This window comes from Streptomyces sp. TRM49041 (assembly GCF_008271805.1).
Lineage (GTDB): Bacteria > Actinomycetota > Actinomycetes > Streptomycetales > Streptomycetaceae > Streptomyces.
Genome location: NZ_VSRY01000141.1, coordinates 1 through 16,548, shown reverse-complemented (window position 1 = coordinate 16,548; position 16,548 = coordinate 1). Strand labels below are relative to the sequence as shown.

Annotated in this window: 16 protein-coding genes; 3 read left to right on the top strand and 13 right to left on the bottom strand. The window is 71.2% G+C overall.

The window, feature by feature from the left end; all coding sequences use genetic code 11:
* Positions 1-21: 21 nt before the first annotated feature.
* The 5 genes from FVS66_RS18840 to FVS66_RS18820 all read right to left on the bottom strand — a co-directional run bounded on the left by FVS66_RS18840 (position 22) and on the right by FVS66_RS18820 (position 5,371).
* Positions 22-1,689 (bottom strand): bifunctional uroporphyrinogen-III C-methyltransferase/uroporphyrinogen-III synthase, encoded by a 1,668-nt coding sequence (locus FVS66_RS18840; RefSeq protein ID WP_149182348.1) that lies wholly within the window; start codon positions 1,687-1,689, stop codon positions 22-24.
* Positions 1,686-2,681 carry a hydroxymethylbilane synthase gene (hemC, locus tag FVS66_RS18835; protein ID WP_149182347.1) on the bottom strand — a complete coding sequence of 332 codons (996 nt, stop codon included), beginning with the start codon at positions 2,679-2,681 and terminating at the stop codon, positions 1,686-1,688. Before hemC ends, FVS66_RS18840 begins: the two co-directional genes overlap by 4 nt.
* Positions 2,678-4,036, bottom strand: a complete 1,359-nt coding sequence (locus FVS66_RS18830; RefSeq protein ID WP_149182346.1) for a glutamyl-tRNA reductase — start codon at positions 4,034-4,036, stop codon at positions 2,678-2,680. Before FVS66_RS18830 ends, hemC begins: the two co-directional genes overlap by 4 nt.
* Entirely contained in the window at positions 4,033-4,818 is a 786-nt protein-coding gene (locus FVS66_RS18825; protein WP_149182345.1) for a redox-sensing transcriptional repressor Rex, read from the bottom strand. The genes FVS66_RS18830 and FVS66_RS18825 overlap by 4 nt, the downstream gene beginning before the upstream one ends.
* Before the next feature lie 283 nt (positions 4,819-5,101).
* Positions 5,102-5,371 carry a glutaredoxin family protein gene (locus tag FVS66_RS18820; RefSeq protein WP_149182344.1) on the bottom strand — a complete coding sequence of 90 codons (270 nt, stop codon included), beginning with the start codon at positions 5,369-5,371 and terminating at the stop codon, positions 5,102-5,104.
* A 113-nt stretch (positions 5,372-5,484) separates the two neighbouring features.
* Between FVS66_RS18820 and FVS66_RS18815 the strand changes: the two genes are divergently transcribed.
* The 3 genes from FVS66_RS18815 to FVS66_RS18805 all read left to right on the top strand — a co-directional run bounded on the left by FVS66_RS18815 (position 5,485) and on the right by FVS66_RS18805 (position 9,144).
* On the top strand, positions 5,485-6,447 hold the full coding sequence (locus FVS66_RS18815; protein ID WP_149182343.1) for an HAD-IB family hydrolase: 963 nt from the start codon (positions 5,485-5,487) through the stop codon (positions 6,445-6,447).
* Positions 6,448-6,922: 475 nt separating this feature from the next.
* Entirely contained in the window at positions 6,923-7,705 is a 783-nt protein-coding gene (locus tag FVS66_RS18810) for an ECF subfamily RNA polymerase sigma factor, BldN family (protein ID WP_149182342.1), read from the top strand.
* Between the two features lie 248 nt (positions 7,706-7,953).
* Complete coding sequence (locus tag FVS66_RS18805; RefSeq protein WP_149182341.1) at positions 7,954-9,144, top strand: DUF5667 domain-containing protein; 1,191 nt, start codon at positions 7,954-7,956, stop codon at positions 9,142-9,144.
* Between the two features lie 171 nt (positions 9,145-9,315).
* Here the strand turns inward: FVS66_RS18805 and FVS66_RS18800 are convergent, their stop codons facing one another.
* The 8 genes from FVS66_RS18800 to FVS66_RS18760 form a co-directional block, all read right to left on the bottom strand.
* The gene (locus FVS66_RS18800; protein ID WP_149182340.1) at positions 9,316-10,335 is read right to left on the bottom strand and encodes a lysophospholipid acyltransferase family protein; all 1,020 of its coding nucleotides are present in this window, start codon (positions 10,333-10,335) and stop codon (positions 9,316-9,318) included.
* Positions 10,336-10,615: 280 nt separating this feature from the next.
* Entirely contained in the window at positions 10,616-11,701 is a 1,086-nt protein-coding gene (locus tag FVS66_RS18790) for an NAD-dependent epimerase/dehydratase family protein (RefSeq protein ID WP_149182339.1), read from the bottom strand.
* A gap of 200 nt (positions 11,702-11,901) precedes the next feature.
* Complete coding sequence (locus FVS66_RS18785) at positions 11,902-12,000, bottom strand: 30S ribosomal protein bS22 (protein WP_003948845.1); 99 nt, start codon at positions 11,998-12,000, stop codon at positions 11,902-11,904.
* A 122-nt stretch (positions 12,001-12,122) separates the two neighbouring features.
* Positions 12,123-12,335 carry a helix-turn-helix domain-containing protein gene (locus FVS66_RS18780; RefSeq protein ID WP_187645587.1) on the bottom strand — a complete coding sequence of 71 codons (213 nt, stop codon included), beginning with the start codon at positions 12,333-12,335 and terminating at the stop codon, positions 12,123-12,125.
* A 127-nt stretch (positions 12,336-12,462) separates the two neighbouring features.
* On the bottom strand, positions 12,463-13,278 hold the full coding sequence (locus tag FVS66_RS18775) for a phosphatase (RefSeq protein ID WP_149182338.1): 816 nt from the start codon (positions 13,276-13,278) through the stop codon (positions 12,463-12,465).
* 140 nt (positions 13,279-13,418) lie between these two features.
* A complete protein-coding gene (locus FVS66_RS18770) occupies positions 13,419-14,597 on the bottom strand; it encodes an acetoin utilization protein AcuC (protein ID WP_149182337.1) in 1,179 nt (392 codons plus the stop codon).
* Positions 14,566-15,765, bottom strand: coding sequence for an MFS transporter (locus tag FVS66_RS18765; protein ID WP_149182336.1), 1,200 nt, complete (start codon positions 15,763-15,765; stop codon positions 14,566-14,568). The genes FVS66_RS18770 and FVS66_RS18765 overlap by 32 nt, the downstream gene beginning before the upstream one ends.
* Positions 15,766-15,808: 43 nt before the next feature.
* The gene (locus FVS66_RS18760) at positions 15,809-16,453 is read right to left on the bottom strand and encodes an HAD family hydrolase (RefSeq protein ID WP_149182335.1); all 645 of its coding nucleotides are present in this window, start codon (positions 16,451-16,453) and stop codon (positions 15,809-15,811) included.
* Between the last annotated feature and the right edge of the window lie 95 nt (positions 16,454-16,548).

Genomic DNA, 16,548 nt, shown 5'->3' with positions numbered 1-16,548 from the left:
AGCACTCCGTCACGTCCTGGGTCACGTCGTCGTACGACGCCGCCGCGCGCCCGGGCGCCGCTCGCTCGGGCGTGTGACCGGGTCGCCGGCCTCCACCGCCGCGGCCCGCCGCTTCGCGCCGAACTCCGCGAGTGCCTCCGCCAGCTTCGTCACCGACGGCTCGGGCGACAGGACATCCACCCGCAGGCCGTGCTCCTCCGCCGTCTTGGCGGTGGCGGGGCCGATGCAGGCGATGACCGTCACGTTGTGCGGCTTGCCCGCGATACCCACCAGGTTCCGGACCGTCGACGACGACGTGAACAGCACCGCGTCGAAGCCACCGCCCTTGATGGCCTCGCGGGTCTCGGCCGGCGGCGGCGAGGCGCGCACGGTCCGGTAGGCCGTGACGTCGTCGACCTCCCAGCCGAGCTCGATCAGCCCGGCGACCAGCGTCTCCGTGGCGATGTCGGCGCGCGGCAGGAAGACGCGGTCGATCGGGTCGAAGACCGGGTCGTAGGGCGGCCAGTCCTCCAGCAGGCCCGCCGCGGACTGCTCGCCGCTCGGCACCAGGTCCGGCTTGACGCCGAAGTCGACGAGGGCCTTCGCGGTCTGCTCGCCCACCGCCGCGACCTTGATCCCGGCGAAGGCGCGGGCGTCGAGCCCGTACTCCTCGAACTTCTCCCGGACCGCCTTCACGGCGTTGACCGAGGTGAAGGCGATCCACTCGTAGCGGCCCGTGACCAGGCCCTTGACCGCGCGCTCCATCTGCTGCGGGGTGCGCGGCGGCTCCACGGCGATGGTGGGGACCTCGCTGGGCACGGCGCCGTACGACCTGAGCTGGTCGGAGAGCGACGCCGCCTGCTCCTTGGTGCGCGGCACGAGGACCTTCCAGCCGAAGAGCGGCTTGGACTCGAACCACGCGAGCTGGTCGCGCTGGGCCGCGGCGCTGCGCTCACCGACCACGGCTATGACGGGCTGGTGGCCCTCCGGGGACGGCAGCACCTTCGCCTGCTTGAGGGTCTGCGCGATCGAGCCGAGCGTCGCCGTCCAGGTGCGCTGGCGCGTCGTCGTACCGGCGACGGTCACCGTCATCGGGGTGTCCGGCTTGCGGCCGGAGGCCACCAGCTCACCGGCGGCCGCGGCGACGGAGTCCAGGGACGTGGACACGACGACCGTGCCGTCCGACGCGCCGACCTCCGTCCAGCAGCGGTCGCCGGCGGTACGGGCGTCCACGAACCGTACGTCGGCGCCTTGGGCGTCGCGCAGCGGAACACCGGCGTACGCGGGCACGCCGACGGCGGCGGCGACGCCGGGGACGACCTCGAAGGGGATGCCCTCGGCGGCGCAGGCGAGCATCTCGGCGCCCGCGTTGCCGTCGAGCCCCGGGTCGCCGCTCAGCGCACGCACCACCCGCTTGCCGCTCCGCGCGGCCTCCATGACAAGATTGGCGGCATCCCTCAACACGGGGACTCCGGCGGTTATTGACGCATCGTCAACAACCGTCAGCTCGGGCGTGCTCACCCCCGCCCGCGCATGGCCGCGTACGACGTCGAGCACATCAGGCTCGGCGATCAGTACGTCCGCGCCTGCCAGCGCCTCGACGGCGCGCAGTGTCAGCAGCCCCGGATCACCGGGTCCGGCGCCGAGGAAGGTGACGTGCCCGCACGCGGAGAACGCCGAGAAAGCCTTGGATGCAGTGGTGGGGCTCAAAGTGCTCGCTCCCCCATAAGACCGGCCGCGCCCTTGGCGAGCATCTCGGACGCGAGTTCGCGACCGAGTGCCACCGCGTCGGCGTGCGACGTGGGTACGGGACCGGTGGTGGACAACTGCACCAGCGTGGAGCCGTCGGTCGTGCCGACGACGCCGCGCAGGCGCATCTCATGAACATCCTGCTTGTCGCCGGCCAGCAGGTCGGCCAGTGCGCCCACGGGCGCGGAACAGCCGGCCTCCAGGGCGGCGAGCAGGGACCGCTCGGCGGTCACTGCGGCCCGCGTGTGCTCGTGGTCGAGCCGGGCGAGTACGGCGACGAGGTCGGCGTCGCCGGCCGGGCACTCGATCGCCAGGGCGCCCTGACCCGGAGCGGGCAGGACGGTGTCGACCGCCAGGAAGTCGGTGACCTCGTCGATCCGGCCGATACGGTTCAGCCCGGCGGCGGCCAGGACGACCGCGTCGAGCTCACCGGCGCGGACGTATCCGATGCGGGTGTCGATGTTTCCCCGGATGGGGACGGTCTCGATCCGCATGCCGTGGTTGCGCGCGAACGCGTTGAGCTGCGCCATACGGCGCGGCGAGCCGGTGCCGACGCGTACAGCCCTCTTCGGGGAGGACGCGGCGAGCTGCTCGAACGTCAGCCCGTCGCGGGCGACGAGTACGTCGCGCGGGTCCTCGCGGAACGGGATCGCGGCGAGCACGAGCTCGTCGGGCTGCGCGGTGGGCAGGTCCTTGAGCGAGTGCACGGCGAAGTCCACCTCACCGGCGAGCAGTGCGTCACGCAGGGCGGTGACGAAGACGCCGGTGCCGCCGATCTGCGCGAGATGCTCGCGGGAGGTGTCCCCGTACGTGGTGATCTCGACGAGCTCCACAGGGCGTCCCGTCAGCTGCCTCACGGCGTCCGCGACGTGCCCGGACTGGGCCATGGCGAGCTTGCTGCGCCTGGTTCCCAGCCTCAGTGCCCTCTGGGTGCTCTGGGCCCTCTCGGTCATACTCGCCCTCGGTTCTTCACGTCGGCGTCATTCAGGTCCGCCCGTGAGACGGCGGCGACCGTCTCCGGGTCGAGGTCGAAGAGTGTGCGCAGCGCGTCGGCGTACCCGGCGCCGCCGGGCTCGCCGGCGAGCTGCTTCACACGCACGGTGGGTGCGTGCAGCAGCTTGTCGACCACGCGGCGCACGGTCTGGGTGATCTCGGCGCGCTGCTTGTCGTCGAGGTCGGGGAGCCGCCCTTGGAGGCGGGCCATCTCGCTCGTCACGACGTCGGCGGCCATGGTGCGCAGCGCGACGACGGTCGGCGTGATGTGCGCGGCGCGCTGGGCGGCGCCGAAGGCGGCGACCTCGTCGGAGACGATGCCCCGGACCTGGTCGACGTCGGCGGCCATGGGCGCGTCGGCGGATGCCTCGGCGAGCGACTCGATGTCGACGAGCCGTACGTCCAGCATGCGGTGCACGACGGCGTCGATGTCCCGCGGCATGGCCAGGTCGAGCAGCGCGAGCGGCCCGGTGCGGCCCGTCATGGCGGTCTCGACGGCCTGCCCGGTGAGGACGATGCCGGTGGCGCCGGTGCAGGACACGGCGACGTCGGCGCGGGCGAGCTCGGCGCCGACGGCGGACATGCGCACGGCGCGGGCGGCGACGCCCGTACCGCCGGGCTCGGTGAGGATCTGGACGAGGCGCTCGGCGCGCTCCGCGGTCCGGTTGGCGATGACGATCTCGTCGACGCCGACGCGGGCGAGGGTCGCCGCGGCGAGCGACGACATGGAGCCGGCGCCGATGACGAGGGCGCGCTTGCCCTTGGCCCAGCTGTCCACGTCCGCGCTGCCCACCGCCAGCTGCTCCAGGCCGAAGGTCACGAGGGACTGTCCGGCGCGGTCGATGCCGGTCTCGCTGTGAGCGCGCTTGCCGACCCGCAGGGCCTGCTGGAACAGGTCGTTCAGCAGTCGTCCCGCGGTGTGCAGCTCCTGGGCGCGGGCGAGGGAGTCCTTGATCTGGCCGAGGATCTGGCCCTCGCCGACCACCATGGAGTCGAGCCCGCAGGCCACCGAGAACAGGTGGTGGACGGCCCGGTCCTCGTAGTGGACATAGAGGTAGGGGGTGAGCTCCTCCAGGCCGACGCCGCTGTGCTGGGCGAGCAGCGTGGACAGCTCGGCGACACCGGCGTGGAACTTGTCCACGTCGGCGTAGAGCTCGATGCGGTTGCAGGTGGCCAGAACGGCGGCCTCGACGGCCGGTTCGGCGGCGAGTGCGTCCTGGAGCAGCTTGCCCTGCGTGTCGGGGGCGAGGGAGGCCCGCTCCAGCACGCTGACGGGTGCGCTGCGGTGGCTGAGGCCGACGACGAGGAGACTCATGCCGGCATCACGGCGGGGAGATCCCCGTCGGGTCCCTTCCGGCCCGGGCCCGTGGCCGGGGCGGTGCCGGCTCCGCGTACGGCGGCGGGCGGGACGACGGCCTCGGCGACGCCCGCTTCCTCACCGGCCTTGCGCTGCTCGTGGAAGGCGAGGATCTGCAGCTCGATGGAGAGGTCGACCTTCCGCACGTCGACGCCCTCGGGGACGGACAGCACGGTCGGCGCGAAGTTGAGGATGGAGCTGATCCCGGCGGCGACGAGCCGGTCGCAGACCTGCTGGGCGGCTCCGGCGGGCGTGGCGATGACGCCGATCGAGACGCCGTTCTCCTCGATGATCTTCTCGAGGTCGTCGATGTGCTGGACGGGGATGCCGGCGACGGGCCTGCCGACCATCGCGGGGTCGGCGTCGATCAGCGCGGCGACCCGGAAGCCTCGGGACGCGAACCCTCCGTAGTTGGCGAGGGCGGCGCCGAGGTTACCGATACCGACCATGACGATCGGCCAGTCCTGGGTGAGCCCGAGCTCGCGGGAGATCTGGTAGACGAGGTACTCGACGTCGTAGCCGACGCCCCGCGTCCCGTACGAGCCGAGATAGCTGAAGTCCTTGCGGAGCTTGGCGGAGTTGACCCCGGCCGCGGCGGCGAGCTCTTCGGACGAGACCGTGGGTACGGAGCGCTCCGACAGTGCGGTGAGCGCCCTCAGGTACAGCGGAAGCCGGGCGACGGTGGCCTCGGGGATGCCTCGGCTACGGGTCGCCGGTCGGTGAGTTCGGCCAGTTGCCACGGTGCTCCTGCGGGATGAGCGGGGCTGCGGGCGGCCTGTCCCGAGACCGCCCCGTCGACAGCAGGCTATGTCTTTGTGAACGCGTGCACAAAGATGATGTCCACTTTGTCCGAGCAAAGTGACCGGGGTCACGCGAGTCCATCGCGCCATCGCGGAACCAACGACGACCTCGGCGCGTTCGATCTTTGGATGGGGCAAAACCGCACACACTCCCTACGATGACGCCCCCGAAACCGAACAAAACGCACTCGATGGTAACCGTCCTTTCCCGGTCAGCGGACCGTCAGTCGAGCAGCTCCCGGCGCAGGCGCGCCGCGTCCACCTTCCAGAACGTGTGCTGCTCCCCGTCGACGAGCACCACGGGGATCTGCTCCCAGTAGGCCCGGTGGAGCGCCTCGTCCCGGGTGATGTCCTTCTCCTCCCAGACGGCGCCCGTCTCGGCGCAGACCCGCTCGATCACCGCCCGCGCGTCGTCGCACAGATGACACCCGGGCTTACCGATGAGGGTGACCGTCCGCGGACCGGCCGCCTTCTTCTTCGTACGTCCGAACATGCGCCCATTGTCGGCCCCCGCGGCCCGCGCTTTAACACCTCGGCCGCCGAGAGTTCACGCGAAGGCATCCCCATGAGTCGGGCAGGACCGAACACACTGGCTATGCTCACGTCATGGCCGCTCTCGGATGGCTCACCCCTCGTAGGCGCTCCGCCACGGCGCGCAGCGTGCTGGCCGGCGAGGCCGCGGCGGAGGCGGCGCGCAAGACGTCCCGGCAGCTGGAGCTGCTCGCCGACGCCGAGGCGGAGGCTAAGGCCCGGGTACCGGCGGAGGTGGAGCCGGAGGCCGAGTTCCCGGTCGCCGGCGATGTCCACGCCGCCGCGTTCTTCGACCTGGACAACACCGTCATGCAGGGCGCGGCGCTCTTCCACTTCGGCCGTGGCCTGTACAAGCGGAAGTTCTTCCAGCGGCGCGAGCTGGCCCGGTTCGCCTGGCAGCAGACGTGGTTCCGGCTGGCCGGTGTCGAGGACCCGGAGCACATGCAGGACGCCCGCGACAGCGCCCTGTCGATCGTGAAGGGCCACCGCGTCTCCGAGCTGATGACCATCGGCGAGGAGATCTACGACGAGTACATGGCCGACCGGATCTGGCCCGGCACCCGCGCCCTGGCCGAGGCCCACCTGGACGCCGGCCAGAAGGTCTGGCTCGTCACCGCCGCACCCGTGGAGACCGCCACGATCATCGCCCGGCGGCTCGGGCTGACCGGCGCGCTCGGCACGGTCGCCGAGTCGGTGGGCGGTGTGTACACGGGCAGGCTGGTCGGCGAGCCGCTGCACGGCCCGGCCAAGGCGGAGGCGGTACGGGCGCTGGCCGCCGCCGAGGGCCTGGACCTGGAGCGCTGCGCCGCCTACAGCGACTCGCACAACGACATCCCGATGCTGTCGCTGGTGGGCCACCCGTACGCGATCAACCCGGACACCAAGCTCCGCAGATACGCCAAGGAGCGGGACTGGCGGCTCCGCGACTACCGGACGGGCCGCAAGGCGGCGAAGGTCGGCATCCCGGCCGCCGCGGGTGTGGGCGCGCTGGCGGGCGGCACGGCCGCCGCGGTGGCCCTGCACCGCCGCCGCCGCTGATCAGTAAATTCTTTCGAGCTCTCGCGGCGATCAGACGCTTCCGCACACTCCCCCGCACGCCCTCGTACTCCCGCGCGCCCCCGCACACTCCCCACGGGTCACAGAAGGCGCGCCACGCCACCGACCAGGGCCGTCCAGGTGACGTCCAGGGGCGCACCGGAGCGCGAACGGGGCCAATCACACGTCATACCCGCCCGGTGCCGCCGCCAGTCACCCCCGGCGCACTCGACCACAACAGATCGCGCGGGCAGACAGATCCCGAAGTAATCCGATCAATAGACGGTCACCAAGTGCGACTTGATCCGTCTCTTAGCTGTAACAGAAGCGACTGAATCGATGATTTGAGCAACTCGGTGTAGCGCTCCCTGCACGAAGCGTTATTCTCCTCAGACGCATACGGAACCCCCCACACGTCGTCACGACGAGTGAAAGGTCCCGCACTGCACGTGATGGAAGCTCTGCCTCTGGGAGTCCCGTGTACCCACACGTCGGGGTTGACACCTCGGGCCTGGCTACGCTCCGCGCAACGGTCCTCGACCACTTGCGCGGCTTCGTCCCCACCGCGTACGCCGTCCCCGCATTCGCCGCACCGGCCCCCGCCGGTCCCTGCTACGCCTTGGCCGATGGCGGTGCCGCCGCTGTCGGAAGACGGGGCGGGCGGGGCCGCGCGGGCACCTCGACCGCCGCTCGCCGACCCACCGCCGACAGCGACAGCGCCCGCATGATGGAGCTGGTCGAGCGCGCCCAGGCCGGCGAGGCCGAGGCGTTCGGCCGCCTGTACGACCAGTACAGCGACACCGTCTACCGCTATATCTACTACCGCGTCGGCGGCAAGGCCACCGCCGAGGACCTGACCAGCGAGACGTTCCTGCGCGCCCTGCGCCGCATCTCCACCTTCACCTGGCAGGGGCGCGACTTCGGCGCCTGGCTGGTCACGATCGCGCGGAACCTGGTCGCCGACCACTTCAAGTCGAGCCGATTCAGGCTGGAAGTGACCACCGGCGAAATGCTCGACGCGAACGAGGTCGAGCGCAGCCCGGAGGACTCCGTCCTGGAGTCCCTCTCCAACGCCGCCCTCGTCGAGGCCGTGCGCAAGCTGAACCCGCAGCAGCAGGAGTGCGTCACGCTCCGCTTCCTGCAGGGCCTGTCCGTGGCCGAGACCGCGCGCGTGATGGGCAAGAACGAGGGCGCCATCAAGACACTCCAGTACCGGGCCGTGCGCACGCTGGCACGGCTGCTCCCCGAAGACGCCCGCTGACCGAGCCCAGAACCCCGAACCCCCCAGCCCCTCACCCAACTCACCTTCGGCAACGACCTCATGACGCACTGGTCCGATCATCCTTCGTGCGTAACCCAAGTGCCGCGACGCTCGTTGTGCGAGATGCAGGCTCCCTGTGGTCACGCCATGTCCACAGCCACTCACCCCTTCGTGTGGATGTGCTCAAGGTGTGCAACCTTCCGGACCCCCTGGGGAGTCGACCGTCATGACGAGAGGAGGTGCCGCCAGTGATCGCGAACGTATCGGCGCACCGGCGGGCGAACGCCTTCGCCCAGGCCCTGGAAGATCAGGCGGCCCAGCAGCCCGAGGCGTCGGCCGAACCCAACGAGCAGGGTCGGCTGTTGGCCCTGGCGAACGGCATCGGCGAACTGCCGAAGCCGGAGTTGGACCCCGAAGTGAAGGTGGTACAGCGAGCACAGCTCGTCGCCGCCATGGAAGCGATGCTTCAGGAGGGAACGGCCGCGGGCGGTGCGTCCGCGGACCCTACGGTGCCGGAGCAGCGGAGGTCGGGCGCGAGGGGCGCCCACCGCGCCACCGCCCTCCGGAAATTGCGGCCCCGCACACGCTGGTCGAAGGGGCTCGCCGCAGGCGGCCTCACCGTGGGCGTGGCAGCGGGAGCGTTCAGCGGAGTCGCCGCTGCCAGTTCCGACGCCCTCCCCGGTGACTCGCTGTACGGGCTGAAACGCGGCATGGAAGATTTCAAGCTCGGTCTGGCCGACGACGAGGCCGACCGCGGCGAGATCTACCTCGACCACGCTTCCACCCGGCTCAGCGAGGCCCGCAGGCTGATGGAACGCGGACGCCTCGGCGAGCTGGACCACGAATCGCTCAGCGAGATCCGCCGCGCCCTCAGCGGTATGCGGCACGACGTGTCCGAAGGCCACCGGCTGCTCCGCCTCGCATACGAGCGGGACGGGCGCATCGGCCCCATGGCCACGCTCGACTCGTTCGCCCGCAACCACCGCGGCACGTGGAACGGCCTGCGCGCGAAGCTCCCGCCCCAGCTGACCGACGTCCGGGACCAGGTGTCCTCGGTCTTCGACGCCATAGACGAACAGGTCGCGCCGCTCCAGTCGCAGCTGCCGAGCACCATGGACAAGGGTGCACCCGGCTCCAGCAAGCCCGGCACCTCCAGCGACCCGACCCGCTCGGACCCGTCCCAGCAGACCCCGTCCAGCCCCGAGTCCCAGCCGTCAGGCACCTCCGGCAGCCCCGACCCGTCCGGCTCCGGCGCGAGGACCGAAGAGGGCCTGCTCGGCGGCAACACCGGCGGCCTCCTGGACCCGAGCCGGCCGACAACGTCACCCACGGCCACGGGCACCGCCGAAAGCCCCGCACCAGACACCGACATCACCCTCCCGCCGGTCCTGCCCGGCATCCTCCCGGGCCTCGGCATCCAGGAGGAGGACGCACCCTAGCGACCCGACGCAGAGCCCCACGATGGGCGCCCTCCCCGGAGCGGCGCCCATCGGCGTGGCCGGGCCCGGAGCCGGACAGCCCTGTGCCCGTGGCGATCACCACGGCCCTCGCGGTGCTCTCCGTGCCCGCCGGGGATCTTCGGGCCGACCGCCCCGCCGGTGCCGGAAACCCTAGAAGAACACCGACCGCCTCCGTACCAGCAGCTTGTACAGCGTGTGCTGGATCTGCTCGCGTACCTGGTCCGTGAGATTGAACATCAGCATCGGGTCCTCCACCGCCTCCGGCGCGTACCCGTCCGTCCGGATCGGCTCGCCGAACTGGATCGTCCACTTCGTCGGCAGCGGCAGCGCGCCGAGCGGGCCAAGCCACGGGAACGTCGGCGTGAGCGGGAAGTACGGGAAGCCCAGCAGCCGCGCCAGCGTCCTGGCATTGCCGACCATCGGGTAGATCTCCTCCGCGCCCACGATCGAGCACGGCACGATCGGCGCCCCCGCGCGCAGCGCCGTCGACACAAAGCCACCCCGCCCGAACCGCTGCAGCTTGTACCGCTCGCTGAACGGCTTCCCGATGCCCTTGAAGCCCTCCGGCATCACCCCGACCACCTCGCCGCGCCGCAACAGCCGCTCCGCGTCCTCCGCGCACGCCAGGGTGTGTCCCGCCTTCCGGGCCAGCTCGCTGACGACCGGCAGCATGAACACCAGGTCCGCGGCGAGCAGCCGCAGGTGACGGCCCGCCGGATGGTGGTCGTGCACGGCGACCTGCATCATCAGGCCGTCCAGCGGCAGCGTGCCCGAGTGGTTCGCCACGACCAGGGCGCCGCCCTCGGCGGGGATGTTCTCGACGCCCCGCACCTCCACGCGAAAGTACTTGTCGTACAGGGGCCGCAGCAGCGACATCAGGACCTGGTCGGTGAGCTCCTCGTCGTACCCGAACTCGTCGACCTCGTACTCACCGGTGATACGGCGCCGCAGGAACGCCAGGCCGCCCGCGACGCGCCGCTCCCAGCTGTCGTCCCCGGCCTCCCGGGCGGGTCGCCGCGGCGCGTCGGCCTCCGCGTCGGGCGTGGGCTGACCCGGCAGCGGGGTCACCCGTCCGCTGCCGCCGCCCTGTGCGGACCGCCGGCGGCCCGCGCGCGGCGCGCTGCCGCGCGGCCGGTCCTCGTCGAAGGGGATGACCTTGGCGTCCGCCATCGTTAGCCCGCGCTCCTTGTCCCGCGCTCTCCCGCGCACCGAATTCCCACCCGGCCGGCGCCCGCCGCACCCGCCGCGTCTGCCACACCCGTCGCCCGCGCATCGCGACGCGAACCACCGTCACATCCGCCGTCACATCCGCCGTCACATCCGCCGTCACATCCGCCGTCACATCCGCCGTCACATCCGCCGTCACGGCCGCCGTCACGGCCGGCGTCACGGCCGGCGTCACGGCCGGCGTCACCACCGCCGAACGGTGCCGTCCTCACGAGCGACGTCCTCACGAGCGCCGTCCCGCCGCCGTACCCGACGTCCGCTCGGCCAGCCGGTCGGCGATCCCGTCGCCCAGCCGGGCGGCCAGGCCGTCGACCGCCGCTGTCAGTGTGGACGGTGGCAGCAGGCCGGGGCCCCGGTGACGGGCGAAGTCGGTGAACGCCTCCGCCGTCGTGTACTTGGGCTCGAACCCGAGGGTCCGGCGCATCTCCGCCGTGCTCACCACACGGCCGTGTGTCAGCAGCCGGACCTGCTCCGGCGAGAAGTCGCTCACACCGACCGTCCGCAGCGCCGTACCCACCCAGGTGACCGCCGGCAGCAGCACCGGGACCGTCGGCCTGCCGAGCCGCCGCGCACACTGCGACAGCGTCAGCACCCCGTCCCCGGCCACATTGAACGTGCCGCTGTTGAGCGTGGCCCGCCGTGGCTCGTTCGACGCGATCCGCAGTACGTCGAGGACGTCGTCCTCGTGGACGAACTGCAGGCGCGGGTCGTATCCGAGGACCGTCGGCAGGACCGGCAGCGAGAAGTACTCGGCGAGCGGCGAGTCGGCGTCCGGCCCGAGGATGTTCGCGAATCGCAGCACGCACACCGCGACGTCCGGACGGCGCCGGGCGAAGCCCCGTACGTACCCCTCGACCTCGGAGACGTCCTTCGCGAAGCCACCGCTCGGCAGCGACTTGGGCGGTGTCGTCTCGGTGAAGACGGCCGGGTCGCGCGGCGCGGAGCCGTACACGCTGGTACTGGACCGCACGACGAGCCGGCTGACCGTGGGGCACTTCTGGCACGCGCCGAGCAGCTGCATCGTGCCGATGACGTTGGCCTCCTTGACCGCGGTCCGGCCGCCGCCGCCCAGCGGGGTCGCCGAGACGTCCATATGGACGACGGTGTCGACGCCGTACTCGGCCAGTACGCGCCCGATGGCGGGCTGCCGGATGTCCGCCCGTACGAACACCGCGCCGCCCAGCGGATGCCCGGGGGTGACCGCGTCCACACCGATGACCCGGTCGACGCCGGGGTCGCGCATGACACGCCTTACGAACCTGCCGGCGAGCTGCCGGGCCACCCCGGTGACGAGCACGACCTTGCCCAAGATCAGCGCCTTCCGTTCGGTCCCGCGCGTGTGGCTGCCACCGTAGCGGTTCGGTGTTGCGCTGTGACGACCACGGCGGGAAGAACGACCGGAAGCGGAGCCACCGGAACCAACAGAATCACCGGAACCGGTGGAGAAAAGGCAGCGGCCCTCCCACCGGAACCGGTGGGAGGGCCGCCAGGCGCACGTACAGCCGCCGCTTACTTCTTGTTGCGACGCTGAACACGGGTGCGCTTGAGAAGCTTGCGGTGCTTCTTCTTGGCCATCCGCTTGCGCCGCTTCTTGATAACAGAGCCCACGACTACCCTCGCTCACTTCTTCTCACTCGGTGCGGGGCGTCTGGGCCCACACGACCTACGTCGGCCTAGCCTACCCGGCAGAGAGCGGAGCCTGTAATCCGAGGGCGGTGAAGGGCTCCGGACTATGCGGTCTCCACCCCCACGAAGGACTCGCGGAGGTACTCGTGAACCGCCTTCTCCGGCACCCGGAAGGACCTCCCCACCCGGATCGCCGGCAGATGACCGCTGTGCACCAACCGGTACACGGTCATCTTCGATACGCGCATCACCGAGGCAACTTCCGCCACGGTCAGGAACTTGACCTCGTTGAGAGGCGTCTCGCCAGCAGCAACCATGACCCACCTGTACCTTCCGCACATGACGCCACCGGCTTCCCCTCCGGTGACTCTTCGTCGCTGTGCGCTCACTGCCCAGACTAGGGGCGGGTGATACGAGTGGGGAAGAGGAGCAGCCATCCGCCGCCTACTGTGACAGACACGCCCGATTGAGTACATAGCGAGTAAGCGGCCGGTAGTAATCGGACCGCACGGCGTCATCGAGGGGCACGGCCACGGCCACACGCCCCTCCGCCTCTCCCACGAACAGTGCGGGGTCGTCCGTGTCGGCCAGACCGATGGCCTCAATGCCCAGCTGACCTGCCCCGCAGACCCATCCGTGGTCTCCCACCACCAGCTCCGGAAGAGGCCCGTCGCCCTCCGCCGCAGCGTCGAGAGCCACCCTGACCGGCAGTGGCGAGTGGGTATGTGCGCCCGGCTCACAACCGGCGCCTTCGACCTGCGGTTCCCTCACGAGCGCGACTCCCCGTACGTAGTCGAGGTTGTACGTGCGTAGGCCAAACCGGGTCGTTATGTCGATACATCTCCCCTGCGCCGGGGTGAGAACGAGACATCCTGCTGCCGACATCGCGTCTGCCAACGTGGCGTAGAACCCCAGTAACCGGTGTGGGTGACCGGTCCCGAACAGCACAGGAGCCCCACGCGCCGCAGCTTCCCCAAGCCGTTCGGCGAACGCGTCCAGCGCGGTCAGGGTCCGCTCGGGGTCGATGACGTCGGGCCCCGACCGGTGCTCGGGGTCCTCGGACACCCCGCACTTGTCGGCCATCAGCCGCAGCAGGTCCCGTTCGTTCCACCGCCAGTCCGGTTCGAGCCCCAGCGTGACCCGCGGATCCCCGGCCGCGAACAGCCGGTAGTTGCGCAGGCTCCTCTCCCGCGAGGTGGCCACGGGTCCGGCCAGCCTGGCCGCAAGCAGATGCGCGCGCAGCGCCCCGGTACTCAGCACCCCGCCGATGCTGCCGCACCGGCCCGCCGCACGCGCCAAAACCCGCCGGGGAACGCACCGTTGGCGTAACGCCACATGGCTGCGGTATCCGGCGACACCGGCGCCCCCACGGCGGACGTCCGGAGGCCGGCGGCCGACGGCTACACGAGCAGTCCGCGCAGCGGGAACACGGCCCGACGCGTGGCCAGGACGGCCTGGTCGAGCCGGTCCTCCGGGTCGTACCCGTCCTGCCAGGAGCGGTACGACACCGGCCACCGCCCGTCCGTCATCCGCCGCGGCGCCGACTGCCTCGTCCGCGCGTACACCTGATCCCGCCAGGACGACGGGACGACCGTCTCGGGCGCTACGTCGGCCCCGGCCGCGATGGCCACCAGGTGCGTCCACGACCGGGGTACGACGTCCACGACCGCGTATCCGCCACCGCCGAGCGCCACCCACCGGCCGCCCTCGACGTACTCGTCGACCAGGCCCCGGCAGGCCAACTGCACGGCCCGCTGGGCGTCCAGGGAGACCGCCAGGTGCGCCAGCGGGTCCTCGAAGTGCGTGTCGGCCCCGTGCTGGGTCACCAGCACCTGAGGCCGGAAGCCGGCGAGCAGCTCCGGTACGACGGCGTGGAACGCGCGCAGCCAGCCCGCGTCGCCGAGGCCGGCCGGCAGCGGCAGATTCACCGCGCTGCCCTCGGCCTCGCCCGGGCCTCCGGTCTCCTCCGGCCACCCGGTGCCCGGGAACAGGGTCCGCGGGTGCTCGTGCAGCGAGATGGTCAGCACCCTGGGGTCGTCCCAGAACGCCGTCTGCACCCCGTCCCCGTGGTGCACGTCCACATCCAGGTACGCGACGCGCTCGGCGCCGAGCTCCAGGAGCCGCGCGACGGCGAGCGACGCGTCGTTGTAGATGCAGAATCCGGCGGCGCCGCCCGGCATGGCGTGGTGGAGCCCGCCCGAGAAGTTCACCGCACGCGTGGCCTCGCCCCGCCACACGGCTTCGGCGGCGCCCACCGACAGGCCGGCGATCAGCGCGGACACCTCGTGCATGCCCGCGAACGCCGGGTCGTCGAGCGTGCCGAGCCCATACGTCTGGTCGGCGGCGGCCGGGTTCGCGGACGCGGCCCGCACGGCCGCCACGTAGTCCTCGCGGTGCACGAGTCGCAGCGTCGAGTCACCGGCCGGTTTGGCCGAGACGACATCGAGGGCCCGGTCCAGTTCGAAGGCCCGCACCAACCCCATGGTCAGCCCGAGCCGCACCGGGTCCATCGGGTGGCTCGGCCCGAAGTCGTACCCGGTTACTGCGTCATCCCACATCAACAGTGCGCGGCCGCTCATGACCGCCACCGTATCGGGCGGCGGCGCCCCCGAACGATCTGGCGTACACGAGCGTCACCAGCACCAACACGAGCGGCACGCCCATCGCACCCCGATAGCTCCACGCCTCCCCGAGGGCCCCGACCAATGGCGACCCGACAAGAAACCCCACGTAGTTGAAGACGTTCAGCCGCGCCACAGCAGCATCACTGGCCCCAGGAAACAGCCTTCCCGCGGCCGCGAAGGTCTGCGGCACGAGCACGCTGAGCCCCAGCCCGAGCACCGTGAATCCGGCCAGCCCGGTCCGCGGCCCCGGCGCCGCCGCCACCACCGCGAACCCGGCCGCCGCGAGCACGGCCCCACCCCGCACCACGGCCACGGCCCCGAACCGCCGCACGGCCAGGTCGCCGACGGTACGTCCGAGGAGGGTGGTGACCATGTATGCGTTGTACGGCAGGGTCGCGAGCGCCTCGGAGCCGCCAAGGACGTCCTGGAGATACTTCGCGCTCCAGTTGGAGACGGTCGAGTCGCCGATGTACGCGAAGGCCATGACGAGACAGAGCGGCAGAAGTACACGCCAGGCGAGCCCCCGCTCACCACACGGAGCGGCGCCCGCCTCGAGTGCGGCCGCCCCACCCGTACACCACCGACCGAGAACGAGCACGGCGGGAAGCAGCACCAGCACCACGGGCGCGTAGAAGATCCCCAGCGGCAGGCCCAGCCGGGCCCCGCCCCAGGCGAGCGACGCCCCGGCGATACCGCCCAGGCTGTACGCCGCGTGGAACCCGAGCATGATGCTCCGCCCGTACGCGCGCTGGAGGCTCACGCCGAGCATGTTCATGGACGCGTCGAGCCCCCCGACGGCCAGCCCGAACACCCCGAGGGCCAAGCCCAGGTGCCACGCCCGGTCGCCGACACCGACGCCCACGAGCGCCAGCAGCACCACGGGCTGGACCCACCGCAGCACGATCCCGGGCGGAACGCGGGCGACGAGCACCCCGGTGGCGACACTCCCGACTCCGGCGAGCACGGGCACACCGGCGAGGAAGGCGGGCAGCAGCGCGTCGGACACGCCGTAACGGCTCTGGATGGCGGGAATGCGCGTCACGAGCAACGCGAACGCCATGCCTTGCGCGAGGAAGGAGAAGGCCAGCGCACCCCGCCCGAGCCGCAGTCGCGCATCGGTCATGGCGGGAAAGAGTACGTCCGTGGTCAGTCCAAGGACAGCCTTGTCACAGCACGAGCCCCGGCAGCTGCCCCATATCTCCGAAATACCCATGAGCACCGGCCAGTTGTTCGGCGGTGGCCATCCCGGTGAACCCGTACACATCCATCCCGGCGGCCAGGGCGGCCTGTACGCCCAGGGGGCTGTCCTCCACCACGGCACACCGCTCCGGCGCGACGCCCATCCGCTCGGCGGCGTGCAGGAACAGATCCGGCGCCGGCTTCCCCCGGCCGACGTCCTGCGCGCTGAACACCGCGTCCGGCGCGAACCACAGGTCCAGCCCGGTCTTCCGGTGCCCGACGCGAATCCGCTCATGGCTCCCGGAGGACGCCACACAGTACGGCACTCCGCCGGCCACCAGCTTCCCCAGTACCTCGGTCACCCCGGCGACAGCGGTGAGCTCCCGCTCGAAGGCGGCGAACACGCGCGCATGAAACGTCTCGTCGAAGTCCCCCGGCAACCGCTGCCCGGTCCGCTCGAACACGGTGTCATGGACCCGGTGCATCGCCCCACCCATATAGTCCCGCAGGGACTCCTCGTACGTGGTGGGGTGCCCGAGCTCGGTCAGGTAGCCGGCCAGGATGGCGTTCGAGATGGGCTCGCTGTCCACAAGGACACCGTCGTTGTCGAATATGACCAGGTCGTAGCGCATGACCCCACGCTAGCTGGCCCTGAACGCAAAAATGCCTCAGCCCCGAGAATTCGCATTCTCAGGGCTGAGGCTCAAAAATAGTTCGGCGGTGTCCT

Bases quoted from the DNA above. Each gene is read 5' to 3' on its own strand.
- hemC (WP_149182347.1), bottom strand. From the start codon at position 2,681: ATGACCGAGAGGGCCCAGAGCACCCAGAGGGCACTGAGGCTGGGAACC.
- FVS66_RS18830 (WP_149182346.1), bottom strand. From the start codon at position 4,036: ATGAGTCTCCTCGTCGTCGGCCTCAGCCACCGCAGCGCACCCGTCAGC.
- FVS66_RS18820 (WP_149182344.1), bottom strand. From the start codon at position 5,371: ATGTTCGGACGTACGAAGAAGAAGGCGGCCGGTCCGCGGACGGTCACC.
- FVS66_RS18815 (WP_149182343.1), top strand. From the start codon at position 5,485: ATGGCCGCTCTCGGATGGCTCACCCCTCGTAGGCGCTCCGCCACGGCG.
- FVS66_RS18800 (WP_149182340.1), bottom strand. From the start codon at position 10,335: ATGGCGGACGCCAAGGTCATCCCCTTCGACGAGGACCGGCCGCGCGGC.
- FVS66_RS18780 (WP_187645587.1), bottom strand. From the start codon at position 12,335: ATGGTTGCTGCTGGCGAGACGCCTCTCAACGAGGTCAAGTTCCTGACC.
- FVS66_RS18770 (WP_149182337.1), bottom strand. From the start codon at position 14,597: ATGAGCGGCCGCGCACTGTTGATGTGGGATGACGCAGTAACCGGGTAC.
- FVS66_RS18765 (WP_149182336.1), bottom strand. From the start codon at position 15,765: ATGACCGATGCGCGACTGCGGCTCGGGCGGGGTGCGCTGGCCTTCTCC.
- FVS66_RS18760 (WP_149182335.1), bottom strand. From the start codon at position 16,453: ATGCGCTACGACCTGGTCATATTCGACAACGACGGTGTCCTTGTGGAC.